This window comes from Cellulosimicrobium sp. JZ28 (genome assembly GCF_015327065.1).
In the GTDB taxonomy this organism is placed as follows: domain Bacteria; phylum Actinomycetota; class Actinomycetes; order Actinomycetales; family Cellulomonadaceae; genus Cellulosimicrobium; species Cellulosimicrobium funkei.
In genome coordinates this window covers 3,802,343-3,816,657 of record NZ_CP017660.1, presented here as the reverse complement: position 1 = coordinate 3,816,657, position 14,315 = coordinate 3,802,343, and the positions used below count along the sequence as shown (strand labels likewise).

Below are 14,315 nucleotides of genomic sequence, written 5' to 3'. Positions count from 1 at the left end.
CCGACTCCGGATCGTAGCGAGGCCCCGGGTCGCGACCGGGCCTGGCACGGACGACGACGGCCCGGCCGGGACCGTGAGGTCCGGACCGGGCCGCCGTGCGTGCGCTCAGTCGTCGAGCGAGACGGTCCCGCGGGCGACGCCGCCGAGCCAGCCGAGGCTGGGCTTGGGCGTGCGCTCGAAGGTCTCCGGGTCCCACGCGACGAGCCCGAACGTCGGGGCGAACGAGCCCCACTCGTAGTTGTCGAGCAGCGACCAGTGCAGGTAGCCGAGCAGCGGGAGGCCCGCCTCCATCTCGGCGTGCAGCGCGCGCAGGGCGTCGCGCGTGTAGTCGATGCGGCGCGCGTCGTCCGCCGTCGCGATGCCGTTCTCCGAGACGAGGACCGGCAGGCCGGTGATCTCGTGCCCGAGGCGCGCGGCCTCCGCGATGGCGGCCGGGTAGTACTCCCACCCGGTGAGCGTCTTCTCGGAGTCCTCCGGGGCGGGCAGCGGCCCGTCCACGGTGATGCGCGTGCGCGTGTAGGCCTGGACGGCGACGAAGTCGTCGCCGCGCGAGGCCTCGAGGAAGACGGTCTCGCGCGGGTAGGCGTACTCGCGCAGGACCTCCTCGGCGCCGGGGTCGGCGAAGAACTGCTGCGGCGCGACGGGCCACCCGACGGGCACCCCGACGGTCCGCACGAGCTCCACGGCCCGGCGGTGCGCGGCGATGAGGTGCTCGGTCGCGACCGGGTCGGGCGCGTGCATCGTGCCGGCCTGGAGCTGCTCGGTGCCCTTGGCGGCCGTGATCATCATCGCGAGGATGTTCGGCTCGTTGATGGTGAACACGTGCGACGCGCGGTCGAGCAGCGGCAGCACGTGCTCGACGTACCGCGCGAACCGCTCGACGGACCGCGGGTCGGTCCAGCCGCCGTCCTCCGCGAACCAGCGCGGCGACGTGAAGTGGTGCAGCGTGACGAGCGGCGTGACCCCGTGCTCGAGGCAGCAGTCGATCATGCGGCGGTAGTGGTCGACCTCGGCCCGCGAGAAGCGGCCCTCGGCCGGCTCGATGCGCGCCCACTCGATCGAGAACCGGTACGAGGTGAGCCCGGACTCGGCCAGCAGCCGGATGTCGTCGGCGTACCGGTGGTAGGAGTCGGCGGCGTCGCCCGACGGCTCGGCGAGGGTCGAGGCCGGGTCGACCTCGCGCGCCCACCAGTCGCTGTTGACGTTGTTGCCCTCGATCTGGTGGGCCGCCGTGGCGGCGCCCCAGACGAAGGACTCGGGGAAGGTGATCGACACAGGCTCTCCTCGTCGGTCGCCGGTCACTTGATGCCGGTCATGGCGATGCCCTGCACGAAGTAGCGCTGCAGGAACAGGAACAGGATGAGGATCGGCGTCACGACGAGCACGGACCCGGCCATGAGCAGGCCGTAGTAGGTGCCGTTCGAGCCGACCGAGTACAGCGAGAGCGCGACGGGGAGGGTGTACATGTTCTCCGTCTGCGCGACGACCAGGGGCCACAGGAAGTTGTTCCACGACCCGAGGAACGTGAGGATGCTCAGCGTCGCGAGCGGCGGCCCGCACTGGGGGAGCACGATCCGGAAGAAGACCCGGAACTCGCCCGCGCCGTCGATCCGGGCGGCCTCGATGAGCGCGTCCGGGATGCCGAGCATGAACTGCCGCATGAGGAACACGCCGAGCGGGCCGGCGAGGAACGGCAGGATGAGCGCCGGGTAGGTGTTGACGAGCCCCATGTTGGACACGAGCACGAACATCGGCACGAGCGTGACGACGCCCGGGACCATGAGCGTGAGCATGACGAGCGCGAACAGCACCTTCTTGCCGGGGAACTGCATCTTCGCGAGGGCGTAGCCGACCATCGAGCAGAAGACGATGTTGCCGAGCACCACGGCGACGGCGACGACGATCGAGTTGGTGAAGTACTGCCCGTAGTTGAGCTGGGACAGCCACCGCTCGTAGTTGTCGAGCGTCGGGTTCTCGGGCCACCAGGTGATGGGCCGCTGCAGGAGCTCGCCCTGCGTCTTGAAGCTGCCGAGCGCCATCCAGATGAACGGCATGAGCGTCAGGAGCAGCCCGACGACGAGCGCGGTGTACGTGGCGCCGCGCGACCAGCGGATCGGGCGTCGTGGCCGACGGCGCGGCGCGTCCTGGGGGGCCGACGTCGCGGAGGGGGTCCGCGAGGACGTGACGGTCATGTCAATCCTCCTTCGACCGCAGCAGGCGGAACTGGACGGCGGCGAGGGCGGCGATCAGCGCGAAGAGCACGTACGCGGCTGCGGAGGCGAACGCGTAGTTGCCGTACCCGAACTGGTTGTAGACGTAGTAGCTGATGGTCAGCGTCGAGTTGACCGGGCCGCCCTTGGTCATGACGAAGGGCTCCTCGAACACCTGGAGGAAGCCGACCGACAGCAGCACCGCGCCGAGCAGCAGCGTCGGGCGCATCAGCGGGACCGTGATGGAGCGGAAGCGCCGCCACGAGCCGGCGCCGTCGACCTCGGCCGCCTCGTAGACGTCGCGCGGGATCGCCTGCAGGCCGGCCAGGAAGATGATCATGAGCGTGCCCATGTTGCGCCACGCGGCCATGAGGATGATCGACGGCATCGCCCACGTGCTGTCGTTGAGCCAGTCGGGACCGTCGATCCCGACCCAGCCGAGCACGGTGTTGACGAGGCCCGAGTCCTGGAGGATGAACCGCCAGACGACCGCCACGGCGACGATCGACGTCACGACGGGCGTGTAGAAGCCGACGCGGAAGACGCTGCGGAACTTCTCGATGCCCGAGTTGAGCGCGACGGCCAGGGCGAGGCCGAGCACCATCGTCAGCGGGATGCCGACGAGGACGAAGTAGAAGGTGTTGACCAGCGCCTTGCGGAACAGCTCGTCCTGGAAGACGCCGGTGAAGTTCTCGATCCCGACGAAGTTCACCGCGAACGGGGTCTTGATGTCACGGATCGTGAGGTCCGAGAACGACATCCCGAACGACGCGAGCAGCGGCCCCAGCATGAAGACCGTGAAGACCGCGACGAACGGGAGCGCGAACAGCCAGGCGACGAGCGCTTGCCGTCGCCGGTGGACGGCGCCGGCCGTACGCCGGCGCCGTCCCTCGGTGGTGGTGGTCATGACTGACGGGCCCTGTTACCAGCCGAGCCCGAGCGTGTCGGCCTTGGCCTGGATGGCCTTCGCCGCGTCCTCGGAGGTCACCTGACCGTTCGCGACCTTCTCGGCCTCGGTCTCGATGGTGGCCGAGAGCTCGTCCCAGCTCGGGACGGTCGGCGGGGCGATCGTGTTCTCGAGCTGCTCCTGGAGCACCTGGGTGCGGGGGTTCGAGGTGAGCGCCTCGTAGTCCCACGCGCTGTTCAGCGCGGGCAGGTCGCTCGTCGCGTCGAACCACGCCTGCTGCGTCTCGGGCTCGGAGAGCCAGCGGATCAGCTTCCAGGCGCCGTCGGCGTTCTTGGCCTCGGCGAAGACGCCGAGGTGCGCGCCGCCGATGTAGGAGTCGTTGTTGGCGGAGCCGGCGGGCACGGGCACGGTGGCCACGTTCTGCTCGACCCAGTCCTCGCCCTGGAGGTCGGCGAGCACGTTGACCATCCACGGGCCGGAGATGAACGCCGGGTCGGAGCCGTCGACGAACGCGCTGTTCTGCGAGTCGCCGTAGCCGGACAGCGGCGACAGGCCCTCGGTGAAGAAGGACGCGTAGTAGTCGAGCGCGTCGACCATGGCCTGGTTGTCGAGGTCGAACCCGTCGCCGGCCTCGTTGAGGACGGAGCCGCCGGCCTGCGAGTAGAACGGCAGGATGACCTGCGTCGAGTCCTCGGCGTCGCCCATCGGGAGCTGGAGGCCGTAGGTCGAGCCGTTGGCCTTCATGGCCTCCGCGAACGCGGTGAGCTCCTCCCAGCTGGTGGGAGCCTCGACGCCCGCGGCCTTGGCGAGGTCGGAGCGGTAGTACAGGACGCGCGTCTCGACGTACCACGGCACGCCGTACGCGACGCCGTCGGCGACGGTCGAGGCGGCGGCGCCCTCGACGAAGTCGTCGTTGTCGACGAGGCCCTCGGGGACGGGGGCGAGGCCGCCGGTCGCGACCATCGTCGGCATGAAGGACGAGCCGATCATGATCGCGTCGGGCACGGTGCCCGCGGCGACGGCGGTCTGGAACTTCGTCATGACGTCGGCCCACGGGATCGTGGTGACCTCGACGTTCGCGTCGGGGTTCTCCTCCGTGAAGCCCTGGACGAAGTCGGGCAGCTTCTCGCCCTCCTCACCCATCGCCCAGATCGTGATGTCACCCTCCGCGGGCGCGTCGTCCACCGTCGTGGTGGATCCGGCGCTGGTCTCACCACCCGTGGAGTCGTCGTCCGCGCGACCGCACGCGGTCAGGGCCAGGAGTCCGACGACGCCGATGGCGACCGCCTTGCGTCCGAGCTTCATGAGCAATCCTCCTCGTCGAGCAGTCGGCTCGTCCGTGTGAGCCGCTGTGGAAACTACCTTAGCGTGCGCTCGGTTAGTATTTTCAACCGGGGCGTCCAGGCCGTACCGTTGGCGCCGACAGACCTGCCGAAGGAGACGGTGATGAACGAGAGCGACCCCGCAGGTGGCGGCGCCACGACGGGGACGGCCGGGGGCCCGGGGACGACGACCGCGACGGGCGCTCGCGGCACGACGGCGGCGGGCCTCCCCGACCGCCGCATCGTCCGCGGCGAGCAGCGCCGCCGCGAGATCCTCCGCACGGCGGTCGAGGTGTTCGGCGAGCAGGGCTTCCGCGGGAGCTCGCTGCGCGAGATCGCGGCCCGCGTGGGCATCTCCGAGGCCGGGCTGCTGCACCACTTCGGCAGCAAGGCCGGTCTCCTCACGGCGACCCTGGAGGAGCGCGACCGGCGCGACCGGGTGCGCCGCGGCGAGGACGAGGCCGCCGGCGCCGACCTGCTGACGACTATCCGCGACCAGGTGCGCCGCAACGCCGAGACGCCCGGCCTCGTGTCCCTCCACGTGGTGGTCGCCGCCGAGGCGACCGACGCGACCCACCCCGCGCACGACGTCGTCCGCGACCGCTACCGCGCGCTGCGCCACCAGGACGACACTCGCTTCCAGGACGCCGTCGCTCGGGGCGAGCTGCGCCCCGAGGTCGACCCGGCCGCGATCGGCCAGCTCTTCTCCGCCGTCATGGACGGCCTGCAGCTCCAGTGGCTGCTCGACCCCGACAACGTCGACATGGTCGCCCTCTTCGACCAGTTCCTCGCGCTGCTGCGCCCCGACGGCACGTCGCCCGCAGCACCCGAGCCCCGCACCACCGAGCAGGAGACCGCGTGACCCTCACCGCGACCGAGACCCCCGCCCGCGCCACGCTCACCTCGAGCGGACTGACCGTCGAGCTCAGCGGCGGCGGCGACGTGCGCGCCGTCAGCACGGACGGCCTTCTCGTGAACCAGTACCTGCCGGGCGAGCACGACCGCATGCCCGGCGGCATCCTGCTGCGCGCCACGCGCCCGGACGGCACGGTCGAGGTCGCGCGCCTCACCGGCTCGGCCCCCGCCGTCACGGCGGTCGAGGTCGGCGCCGACCGCGTCGTCTGGTCCGGCGCCGCGCTCGGGCTCGCCACGCGCGTCGCGCTGACGCTCGACGGGCGCGCGCTCGTCTGGCGCGTCGACCTCACGGCCGGCCCCGCGACGGACGACGGGACGCGCTACGACGTCGTGCACGCGCAGGACCTCGCGCTCGCGCCGCCCGCGGCGGCGCTGTCGAGCGAGCCGTACGTGTGCCAGTACCTGCTGCACCGCGCGCTCGAGCACCCCGACGCCGGGACCGTGCTCGTCAGCCGGCAGACCATGTCCGCGCAGCCGCGCCTCCCGCTCGCGGTCGCGTTCCTCGTCGAGGGCGCCGCCGCGCACCTCACGGACTCGCTCCAGGTCTTCACCGCGCGCTCGCGGCGCGACGGGCTGCCGCACGGCCTGCTCGGGCCCGTGCAGCAGGGCGTGCTCCAGTACGAGTACGCGATGCCGACGCTCGTCTCGCACCCGCTCGACCTCTCGACCGGGACCGCGGTCGTGCACGCCGTGACCGTGGTCGACGCCGACGCGCCCGGGCCGCTCGCGGCCCACCTCGACGAGGTGTCCGGCTGGGCCGCCGCCGCGGTCGCCGCCGCGGCCGCCGACCGCCCGACCGCGCGATTCACGCCCTCCGCCTCCGTGCTGCGCGACGCGCCGCTCCTCGCGGGCGAGGAGCTCGACGAGGCCGGGCTGCTCGCCGCCGTCGGCCTCGCCGCCGACGACGTGCTCCTGCCCGAGCGCGACGCCGACGGCACGCTCCTGTCGTTCTTCACCGCGACGGGGACGCACGTCGTCGACGCGCGCAAGGACACCGTGACCGAGCGCTCGCACGGGCACGTGCTCAAGGCGGGCGACGACGTGCTGCCCACGGACGACGTCCTCTCCACGACGGCGTTCGCGCCCGGCGTCTTCGCGTCGCACGTCGTGCTCGGCAACACCACGGCGAACCGCCTCGCGACCGTGCACCGCCACCACCTCAACCTGATGCGCAGCAGCGGCCTGCGCGTGCTCGTCGACGACGGCCGCGGGCCCCGGCTCCTCGGCCTGCCGTCCGCGCTCATGCTCGACGTCGGCGGCGTCCGATGGCTCTACGAGACGCCGCTCGGGCGGGTCGACGTGCGGACCGTCGCGCACGACGGCGAGAACCGCATCGACGTCGCCGTGCGCTGCGAGCGTCCGCTGCACGTCACCGCGACCCTCGAGCTCGAGGACGAGGCCGGCGGCTGGCTCGCCGAGCACGTCCCCGCGGCCCCGGGCGACGCCGTCGTGGTGCGGCCCGTGCCGGGCGGCGACGTCGACGCGCACTACCCGGACCTGCGGTACGCCCTGGCGTCGTCCGCGCGGCTCGTCATCGAGGAGGACGGTTCCGAGACCGGCGCCGGGGGCGCCGCGTCCGGCACGACCCGCCGCCTCACGAGCACGACCGGCACCGGGTCGCTCACGCTCGCCCTCACCGGCTCGCTGCGCGGGACCGACGCCGCGCTCGGGCTCCTCGCGGGTGCGCTCGACCCCCTGGCGGACGCCGACGCGACCCTCGCGCGCCACGTCGAGACCGTCCGTGGCGTCGTGCGCGGGCTGCGGTTCGCGCCGCACGCGACGGTCGAGACGCAGGAGCTCGACCTCCTCGTGCCCTGGTACGCGCACGACGCGCTGATCCACTTCCTCGTGCCGCACGGCCTGGAGCAGTACTCGGGCGCGGCGTGGGGCACGCGCGACGTGTGCCAGGGCCCGTTCGAGCTCGCGCTCGCGGGCGGGCGCCACGACGTGGCGCGCGAGATCGTGCTGCGCGTCCTGGCCCACCAGCACACGTGGGGCGAGTTCCCGCAGTGGTTCATGTTCGACGCCTACGCGGAGCGGTACAACGACTCCTCGCACGGCGACGTCGTCGTGTGGCCGCTGTTCGCGCTCGCCCAGTACCTGGAGGCGAGCGGCGACCTCGCCGTGCTCGACGAGCACGTCCCGTTCTGGGACCACGAGCAGCGCCGCCCGGCCGCCTCGGGGCCCGACGCCGCGGCGACGGTCCGCGACCACGTGGCCCGCCTGCTCGACCACCTCGACCGCGACCGCCTGCCCGGCACCGCCCTGCCCGCCTACGGCGAGGGCGACTGGGACGACACGCTGCAGCCCGCCGACCCGCGGATGCGCACCGACCTGGCGTCGACGTGGACCTCCGCGCTGCTCGTGCAGGCCGCGGAGCTGCTCGCCCGCACGACCGCCGGCCGCGACGACCTCGCCGCGCTCTCCGGGCGCGCGGGCGCGCTCGCGGCGGAGGTCCGCGCAGACCTGCGCGAGCGCGCCCTCGTGGACGGCGTCCTCGCCGGGTACGTGCGCCACGGCGCCGACGGCGACGAGCTCGTCATCCACCCGTCGGACACCGTCTCCGGGATGCGGTACCGCCTCATCCCCATGACACAGTCGATCATCGCGGGCATCCTCACGCCCGAGGAGGCCGCGGACCACGAGCGCCTCGTGCTGGAGCACCTGCACTTCCCCGACGGCGTGCGCCTCATGGACCACCCGGCCGCGTTCGACGAGGGCGTGCCGCACACGTTCCTGCGCGCCGAGCAGGCCGCGAACGTCGGCCGCGAGATCGGGCTGATGTACGTGCACGCGCACATCCGCTACGTCGAGGCGCTCGCGGCCCTGGGCCGCGGCCGCGCGCTCGACGAGCTGCTGCGCATCAGCCCGGTCGACCTCGGCCGGCGCCTCGCGCACGCCGCCCCGCGCCAGCGCAACGCCTACTTCTCGTCGAGCGACGCGGACTTCCCCGACCGCGAGAGCTTCGCGCGCGACTTCGACGGGCTCCGCGACGGCAGCGTCGGGGTGCGCGGCGGGTGGCGCGTGTACTCCAGCGGCCCCGGCATCTACCTGCGCCAGCTCGTCCAGGGCGTCCTCGGGCTGACCGAGCGCGGCGGGGAGATCGTCGTCGACCCGGTGCTGCCCGCGGCGGCGGACGGCCTCGCCGTCGACCTGGACCTCGGCGGCCGCACGCGCCGCGTGGCCTACCGCGTCACGGCGACCGGGGACGGCGTGCAGGTGCGCGCCGGGAGCGGCCCGGACGCGCTCGCGCCCGTGCCGATGACCGCGCGCACCGGCGACTACCGGCAGCGCGGCGTCGTCGTCGCGACGCGCGACCTCGGGGACGCCGCGCACGTCGAGGTCACGGTGCCCGCCGGGTCGTAGGCCCGGCCGCCGGTCAGGTGCAGTCGACGCCCTCGTACGGCGTCTCGACGACCACGGGGCCGTCGGCGCCGGGGACCGTGAGCGTCGCGGTCCCCGCGTCGACCGACGCCGCACGGGCGCTGAACGACCGGTACGCGTTGCGCCCCGGCGCCACGGCGTCGAACGTGCGCTCGCCGGCGGGCGTGCCGAGCGTGACGTCGAGCGGGTCGCTCCCGACGTTCTCGGCGCGGACGGCGACGTGCGCCGTCCCGCCGAGGCACCGCGCGTCGGCCTCGACGTGGACGGGCGGCAGCTCGCGGACCCGCACCTCGCGGAACGACACGACGTCCGGCGCGGAGCCGTGCGCCTGGAGGCCGACGTACCCGACGAGCCCGCGCGAGCTCGAGTCGGGGTCGAGCGGACGGTCGGGGAACGGCACGCCCGGCAGGTTCTCGTACTCGTTGATGACCACGCCGTCGCGGATCACCGTGTAGTGCTGCCCGACGACGCGCACCTCCAGCTCGTTCCACGTGCCCTTGGCGGTGGGCCGGGCCTCGTCGAGGCCGAGGTCGGCGAACCCGTAGACCGAGCCCGTCTTGCGCGGGTCGTTCGAGCCGCCCTCGGGGGAGTCGTTGACCTGGATCTCGTGGCCGCAGTTGACCGCGATCCACGACAGGTTGCCCGTCTCGTTGCCGTTGAACGTCGTCGGGCAGCCCTCGACCGGACCTGACAGGTCGGGGAACCGCACCTGGATCCCGCTGTTCGCGCGCGCGTCGCCGGGGGCGTCGTCGCGGAGCTCGACCACCATCGAGAAGTCGCCGTACTGGCGCACCGGGTACCAGAGGGTCCCGAACCCGCCGCCTGCTCCGGCGCGGCTGCGCACCGTGCCGTCGTCGAGACGGTCGAACCCGCCGTCGCCCGCGTACTCCCACGCGTCGAACGACTCCGGGGTGCCGTCGAGGATCACCTCGTAGCCGTCGTCGGCGGGTGCCGCGGTGGGCACGACCGCCGCGGCGGGCGCCGCGAGCGCGATCCCCGCGGCGAGGGCCGTCGCCCCGGCGAGCCGGGCGCGGCGCACCCTGCCCTGGGTCGCGCGGGCGGGGGTACGGGTGGTGCTCGTCATCGGAACTCCCTCGTTCGACGCGGTCCCGTCCACCCTCGCACGGTCCGCGCGGGCTCTCAACGGCACCCGGGCCGGTGCGAGAATCGACGCGTGGCCGGAGCCGAGGAGCGAGTGCTGGAGTCCGCGCGGGTCGCGTCCCGGCTGCGGGACGAGATCCTCGACGGCGTGCGCGAGCCCGGCTCGCGCCTCGTCGAGCGCGACCTCGCCGCCGGGTTCGGCGTGAGCCGCATCCCCGTGCGCGACGCGCTCAAGGTCCTGGAGGGGGAGGGGCTCGTCGCGCTGCGCCCGCACACGTGGGCCGTCGTGCGGGCGTTCACCGACGCCGACCTCGCCGACCTGGACGAGGTCCGCACCGTGCTCGAGCCGCTCGCCTTCCGCCTCGCCGCCGAGCGCCACGAGCCGGCGGGGCTGGAGCGCCTGCGCGCGGCGCTCGACCGCGAGCAGGAGGGCGCGCGCGCGGCCGACCCCGTGGGGTCGCGCCGCTCGGCCGCCGACTTCCACGAGATCGTCACGGCGCTCGCGGGCAACCGGCTGCTCGACGACATGATGCAGGGCATCCGCAGCCGGATGCGCTGGGCCCTGTCGCAGCACGACGACCTCGCCGACGTCACCGACGAGCACGTGGCGCTGTTCGACGCGGTGCGTGCCCGGGACGGCGACCGGGCCGCGGAGCTCGCCGCGGCGCACGTCGAGAGCAGCCGACGGCGGCGGGCCGCTCTCGCGGCGCGCCGCGCCGCGTCGCGGGCCTGAGCGTCAGACCGCGCGTCAGACCGGCGCGTCAGACCGGCGCGTCAGACCGGCCCGGACGTCCCGTCGCCGACCGACCGGGCCGGGATCTGGACGGCCTTGTCCCACGCGCCGACCAGGCGGCCGTCGGAGGTCTCCAGGCGGAACGGTGCGAGCGGGAGGTTGCCGGCCCGGCGCCGGGCCCGGAGCACGTCGAGCGCGTCCTCGTCCGTCTCGGCGCCGAACGGCTCGCCGCGCCGCGCACCGGTGGCGGTGACGACGCGATAGCTCGTCATCCGGTCGTCGTCGTGGTGGACCTCGTCGGCGAGCGCGGCGACCTCCTGGGCGATCTCGAGGCTCGGCAGCGCGCCCCACGTGCGGCCGGGGCCGTCGAGGGTCCAGGTGCCGGTGTCGTCGCGCCGGACGACGTACTCGCGCGAGGCGCTGCGGGCACGCCAGGTCCGGTGGTCGACGGCGGTCCAGGTGAGCATGTTCATGTGCGGTGAGGTGGGTCGGACGACGGTCGGTCACTCGTCGGTCGAGCAGTTCCCCCCTGCCGTGTCCGGCGACCCACGGGCAGCGTACGCGTACCGATCGCGCGCGCGTGTCCACCCTGAGGAGGAGATCGGGCGGCGCTACGGCGCCCGGGGTAGGTCGCGCGGGGGACCCCGTCACCCGACGCGCGGCCCGACCGCGACGCTGCCATCATCGACCGGGTCAGCACGGCGCCGCCGAGCCGCTCGGCGCGGGCCGGCACGCGAGCGCGAGGGGCGTGGGGCATGACCGCTGAGGGCACGGCGCAGGGCACGACGTCCGGCACCACGAAGGTCACCGTGCTCACGCTCACGGCGATGGTCGTGGGGTCCATGGTCGGGGCGGGCGTCTTCTCGCTCCCGCGCCGCTTCGCGCAGGAGACCGGGGTCGCGGGCGCGCTCGTGGCGTGGGTCGTCGCGGGCGCGGGCATGTTCACGCTCGCCCTCGTCTTCCAGCGGCTCGCGGTCCGCAAGCCCGGGCTCGACGCCGGGGTCTACGCGTACGCGAAGGCGGGCTTCGGGGAGTTCACGGGCTTCTACGCCGCCGCCGGGTACTGGGCGAGCGCGTGCGTGGGCAACGTGACGTACTGGGTGCTCATCATGTCGACGCTCGGGGCGTGGGTCCCCGCCCTGGGCGCGGGGGACACGGTGCTCGCGCTCGTGCTCTCGTCGGTCGGGCTGTGGCTCTTCTTCGCGCTCGTGCGGCAGGGGATCCGGGAGGCGACGGCGATCAACCGGATCGTCACGATCGCCAAGCTCGTGCCCATCCTCGTCTTCGTCCTGCTCGCCGTGCTCGCATTCGACCCCGCGGTCTTCGCGGAGAACCTCCACGGCGCCTCGTACACCGGGTCGCTGTTCGACCAGGTGCGCGACACCATGCTCGTCACCGTGTTCGTCTTCCTCGGGGTCGAGGGCGCGAGCGTCTACTCGCGGCACGCGCGCCGTCGCGAGGACGTGGGCCGGGCGACGATCCTCGGGTTCACGAGCGTGCTCGCGATCTTCGCGTCGGTGACGATCGTGTCCTACGGGATCCTGCCGATGGCCGAGATCGCGGAGCTGCGCCAGCCGTCGATGGCGGGCGTGCTGGAGGCCGCGGTCGGGCCGTGGGGGAGCGTCTTCGTGGGCGTCGGGCTGATCGTCTCGGTTCTCGGCGCCTACCTCGCGTGGACCCTCATGGCGGCGGAGGTCCTGTTCGTCGCGGCCAAGGACCGCGACATGCCGCGGTTCCTCACCCGCACGCGCCGGGAGGACGTCCCGGTGAACGCGCTGCTGCTCAGCACGGCGCTCTCGCAGGTGGTCCTCGTCGTCACGTACTTCTCCGACGACGCGTTCGACTTCGCGCTCGACCTCACCGCGTCGATGACCCTCATCCCGTTCCTGCTGGCCGCGCTCTACGCGCTGCGGCTGCGGCTCACGCGTGAGACGTACGACGGCGCCCCGGCCCGCACCCTGACGGGCGACCTCGTCGTGGCGGTCCTCGCGTCGGCGTACACCGCGTTCCTGCTCTTCGCGGCCGGGCTCGACCTGGCGCTGCTCGCGTTCGTCTTCTACGCGCCCGTCACCGTCCTCTTCGTCATGACGCGCCGCGAGCAGGGGCGGCGGGCGTTCGGGCCCGCGGAGCTCGCGCTGCTCGGCGTCGTCGTGGCGCTCGCGGTGCTCGCCGTCGTCGGGCTCGCGGCGGGGTGGGTGTCGCTGTGAGACCACCGGACCGTACCGACCGCACCACCGAGAGGGAGCACCCATGAGCGTCGCGTCCGCCGTCCCGTCCACCGTCCCGCCCGCGCAGCACGGCGTCCACTCGGAGGTGGGGCGCCTGCGCAAGGTCCTCGTCTGCGCACCGGGGCTCGCGCACGAGCGGCTGACCCCGACGAACTCCGACGACCTCCTCTTCGACGACGTCATGTGGGTGGAGGCCGCCCAGCGCGACCACCTCGACTTCGTCAACAAGCTGACGAACCGGGGCGTCGAGGTGGTCGAGCTGCACGACCTCCTCGCGCAGACGCTCGCGATCCCTGAGGCGCGGGCGTGGGTGCTCGACCGCAAGGTCGTGCCGAACCAGGTGGGCCTGGGGCTCGTCGAGGGCACGCGGGCCTACCTCGACTCGCTGAGCGAGCGCGAGCTCGCGCGGTTCCTCGTCGGCGGCCTCGCGACGACCGACCTGCCCGACGACTACCGCACCGGCTACGTGGACCTCGCGCGCGAGTCGACGGGCGGGTTCGAGTACCTGCTCCCGCCGCTGCCCAACACCCTGTACACGCGCGACACCACGTGCTGGATCTACGGCGGGCTGACGCTCAACCCGCTGTACTGGCCGGCGCGCCAGGAGGAGACGCTCCTCATGAAGGCGGTCTACGCGTTCCACCCCGAGTACCGGGAGTCGACGGTGTGGTGGGGCGACCCGGAGCAGGACTGGGGCCAGGCCACGCTGGAGGGCGGCGACGTCATGCCGGTGGGCAACGGCGCGGTGCTCGTCGGGATGAGCGAGCGCACGTCGCGCCAGGCGATCTCGCAGCTCGCGAAGGCGCTGTTCGACGCGGGCGCGGCGGAGCAGGTCGTCGTCGCGGGCATGCCGCGGCTGCGCGCGGCGATGCACCTCGACACCGTGTTCACGTTCGCGGACCGCGACCTCGTCACGGTGCACCCGGCGATCGTCGACGGCATCCACACCTTCACGCTGCGGCCGTCGGACCGTGCGCCGGGCGTCGAGATCACCGACGAGGGCGACACGCCCTTCGTCGACGTGGTGGCGCGCGCCCTGGGCCTGCCCGCGCTGCGCGTCGTGGAGACGGCGGGCGACGCGTACGCGTCCGAGCGACAGCAGTGGGACTCGGGGAACAACGCCGTCGCCATCGAGCCGGGCGTCGTCGTCACCTACGACCGCAACACCCTGACCAACGCGGCGCTGCGGCGCGCGGGCGTCGAGGTCGTGACGATCGTCGGGGCGGAGCTCGGGCGCGGCCGGGGCGGCGGGCACTGCATGACGTGCCCCATCGCGCGCGACCCGCTCGACTGAGACGCCGCTCGGCGGACCACCGGCGCGGCGCGGCTCCCGGGATACCCTGCACGAGCCGCCCACGACGAGAGGACCCGCCCGATGTCCGACCCCACCGAGCCGTACGAGCCGGTCGACGACCAGACCGTCATGCGGCCGCCGCGGCGGTACGGGGACGACGGCGCCGCGACCCCGGGCGGGACGCCGCCCCCGCCGCCCCGCCCGGACCGGGGCAGCCCCAC

The 14,315-nt window shown here is 73.5% G+C and carries 11 protein-coding genes; 5 read left to right on the top strand and 6 right to left on the bottom strand.

The genetic code is table 11. The features are described from left to right. Nucleotides 1–105 precede the first annotated feature (105 nt). Genes BJP59_RS17105 through BJP59_RS17090 form a run of 4 tightly spaced genes read right to left on the bottom strand, consistent with a single transcriptional unit; the run spans nucleotide 106 to nucleotide 4,422 of the window. Nucleotides 106–1,275: a glycoside hydrolase family 1 protein gene (locus BJP59_RS17105; protein WP_306303317.1), complete on the bottom strand. Its 1,170-nt coding sequence runs from the start codon at nucleotides 1,273–1,275 to the stop codon at nucleotides 106–108. Between the two features lie 23 nt (nucleotides 1,276–1,298). After that, entirely contained in the window at nucleotides 1,299–2,192 is an 894-nt protein-coding gene (locus BJP59_RS17100; protein WP_061268125.1) for a carbohydrate ABC transporter permease, read from the bottom strand. Nucleotide 2,193: 1 nt separating this feature from the next. Continuing rightward, entirely contained in the window at nucleotides 2,194–3,117 is a 924-nt protein-coding gene (locus tag BJP59_RS17095) for a carbohydrate ABC transporter permease (RefSeq protein ID WP_021481814.1), read from the bottom strand. 15 nt (nucleotides 3,118–3,132) lie between these two features. Beyond that, complete coding sequence (locus tag BJP59_RS17090; RefSeq protein WP_061268126.1) at nucleotides 3,133–4,422, bottom strand: extracellular solute-binding protein; 1,290 nt, start codon at nucleotides 4,420–4,422, stop codon at nucleotides 3,133–3,135. Nucleotides 4,423–4,563: 141 nt separating this feature from the next. Here BJP59_RS17090 and BJP59_RS17085 point away from each other — a divergent pair, with 141 nt between their 5' ends. Next, nucleotides 4,564–5,301 carry a TetR/AcrR family transcriptional regulator gene (locus BJP59_RS17085; RefSeq protein WP_082774551.1) on the top strand — a complete coding sequence of 246 codons (738 nt, stop codon included), beginning with the start codon at nucleotides 4,564–4,566 and terminating at the stop codon, nucleotides 5,299–5,301. After that, nucleotides 5,298–8,720 (top strand): GH36-type glycosyl hydrolase domain-containing protein, encoded by a 3,423-nt coding sequence (locus tag BJP59_RS17080; RefSeq protein ID WP_194521552.1) that lies wholly within the window; start codon nucleotides 5,298–5,300, stop codon nucleotides 8,718–8,720. The genes BJP59_RS17085 and BJP59_RS17080 overlap by 4 nt, the downstream gene beginning before the upstream one ends. 13 nt (nucleotides 8,721–8,733) lie before the next feature. Here BJP59_RS17080 and BJP59_RS17075 read toward each other — a convergent pair whose 3' ends face one another. Next, nucleotides 8,734–9,822, bottom strand: a complete 1,089-nt coding sequence (locus BJP59_RS17075) for a 3-keto-disaccharide hydrolase (RefSeq protein ID WP_194521551.1) — start codon at nucleotides 9,820–9,822, stop codon at nucleotides 8,734–8,736. A gap of 90 nt (nucleotides 9,823–9,912) precedes the next feature. Between BJP59_RS17075 and BJP59_RS17070 the strand changes: the two genes are divergently transcribed. Next, nucleotides 9,913–10,572, top strand: a complete 660-nt coding sequence (locus BJP59_RS17070; protein ID WP_144722927.1) for a GntR family transcriptional regulator — start codon at nucleotides 9,913–9,915, stop codon at nucleotides 10,570–10,572. Nucleotides 10,573–10,613: 41 nt separating this feature from the next. On the opposite strand, the gene BJP59_RS17065 is transcribed toward BJP59_RS17070, so the two are convergent. Beyond that, nucleotides 10,614–11,045, bottom strand: coding sequence for a hypothetical protein (locus tag BJP59_RS17065; protein WP_086150094.1), 432 nt, complete (start codon nucleotides 11,043–11,045; stop codon nucleotides 10,614–10,616). Between the two features lie 282 nt (nucleotides 11,046–11,327). Between BJP59_RS17065 and BJP59_RS17060 the strand changes: the two genes are divergently transcribed. Further along, complete coding sequence (locus BJP59_RS17060; protein ID WP_085386982.1) at nucleotides 11,328–12,779, top strand: basic amino acid/polyamine antiporter; 1,452 nt, start codon at nucleotides 11,328–11,330, stop codon at nucleotides 12,777–12,779. A 43-nt stretch (nucleotides 12,780–12,822) separates the two neighbouring features. Further along, nucleotides 12,823–14,094: an arginine deiminase gene (locus BJP59_RS17055; RefSeq protein ID WP_194521550.1), complete on the top strand. Its 1,272-nt coding sequence runs from the start codon at nucleotides 12,823–12,825 to the stop codon at nucleotides 14,092–14,094. Nucleotides 14,095–14,315: the final 221 nt, after the last annotated feature.